1 protein-coding gene is annotated in these 1,932 nt (G+C 72.1%); it reads right to left on the minus strand.

Annotation, left to right across the window (positions count from 1 at the left end):
* On the minus strand, positions 1-1,932 hold a 1,932-nt coding region (locus tag JMF90_RS35110), incomplete at both ends, for an amino acid adenylation domain-containing protein (RefSeq protein ID WP_201326166.1).

The raw sequence follows: 1,932 nt of genomic DNA on the forward strand, positions 1-1,932 counted from the left end.
GCTTCGGCGTGAAGCGCACGCCGCGCTTGCGGGCACGGGCGATCACCTGCAGCACGAGGATCGAATCGCCGCCGAGTTCGAAGAAATTGTCGTCGCGTCCGACCTTCGGCGCCTTCAGCACGGCCTGCCAGACGTCGGCGAGCACCGTCTCGACTGCGCCCTGCGGCGCATCGCTGGACGCGCCCACAACCGGCACGGCGGCCAGTTCGCACAAAGCCGCGCGATCGATCTTGCCGTTCGCGGTCACCGGCAGGCGCCGCAGTGCGACGAACTGCGCGGGCACCATGTAGTCGGGCAACGTCGCGGCGAGCGCGGCGCGTACCGCCGCTTCGTCGAACGCCACGCCGTCGCGCATCACCACGAACGTCGCGAGCCGCAGGCGGCCGTCGTGCTCGATCGCGAGCGTTTCGGCCTGCGCGATCGGGCCGGCCGCGCGCACGGCCGCGCTCACCTCGCCCGGCTCGACGCGGTAGCCGCGAATCTTCACCTGATCGTCGATCCGGCCGAGGAATGCGAGGCGGCCGTCCGTGCGCAACCGCACGCGGTCGCCCGTGCGATACAGCCGCGCGCCGGGCGTGAACGGATCGGGCACGAAGCGCTCGGCGGTTTGCGCGGGGCGGCCGAGGTAGCCGCGCGCGACGCCCGGCCCGCCCAGATACAGCTCGCCGGTCGCGCCGGTCGGCACGCACGCGCCGAACGCATCGAGCACCAGCGCGCGTGCATTCGGCAGCGGCAGGCCGAGCGGCACGCCGCTCGCGGGATCGCGCGCGTCGGCGGCAATCGACGCCGTGTCGCACGCGATCGCGCCGACGGTCGCTTCGGTCGGCCCGTAATGGTTGATCACGCGGCACGCTGGCGCGAGCGCGGCCAGGCGCGCGACGAGCGCCCACGTGAGCGTTTCGCCGCCCGTCACGAGCGCGTGACGCGGCAGCACGTCGGCCGGCACGCGCGCGTCGAGCAGCGCTTGCAGATGGCTCGGCACGATCTTCAGCACGCCGACTTCACGGCGGCGCATTTCGTCGGCGAACAGGTCCGGATCGAATGCGCACGCAGCCGGCAGCAGGTGCAGCGTGCGGCCCGCGCACAACGCGCCGAACAGCGTCGTGTGGCCGAGATCTGCCGCGACTGTCGAGACCATCGCGAACGATGCGTCGGGCGCGAACGCGAGTTCGTCGAGCATCCCCTGCACGTAGTCGGCCAGCGCGCCGTGCGAGACGACGACGCCCTTCGGCGTGCCGGTCGAGCCCGACGTATAGATCAGGTATGCGCCCTGTTCCGGGTGCGGCGCGACGCGCACGCCGGCCGCGTGGGCGAGCGTCGCGTCCTGCGCCAGCGCATCGACGTCGAGCGGCTGCGCGTCGATGCCCGTCGGCCATGCGGTCGGCTCCGCGACGAGCGCCCAGCGCGCGCCGCAGTCGGCGGCGGCCGCGGCGAGACGCGCGGCCGGCTGCGCGGGGTCGAGCAGTACGGCCAGCGCGCCGGCTTTCAGCGCGCCGAGCAGGCCGACGACGAAGCGCGACGAACGCTCGACGCAGACGACGACGGCCGCTTCCGCGGCCACGCCGCGTTGCGTGAGCGCCCGCGCGATGCGGTTCGATGCGTCGTCGAGTTCGGCGAACGTCAGCGACGTCGACGCGTCGGAAAGCGCGACGCGATGCGGATAGGCGGCTGCCTGCCGCGCAAACGCGGCGACGATGTCCGCATGCTCGATACGCAGCGCACGGCCGTCGCGCGGCTGGCGCGACGCAGCCGACGCATCGCACGGCAGCGCGGCCGTCGTGGCGTGCGGTTCATGGGCAGCGGACGCGACGAGCGCCGCATAGCTGTCAAGCCATGCACGCGCGGTATCGGCCTCGATGCAGTCGGTCGCATAGGCCGCGACCAGTTCGATCTCGTATAACTTCGTATAATGTATGCTATACGAAGTTATTA

It is taken from the genome of Burkholderia sp. E168m23 (assembly GCF_016586125.1).
In the GTDB taxonomy this organism is placed as follows: domain Bacteria; phylum Pseudomonadota; class Gammaproteobacteria; order Burkholderiales; family Burkholderiaceae; genus Burkholderia; species Burkholderia orbicola.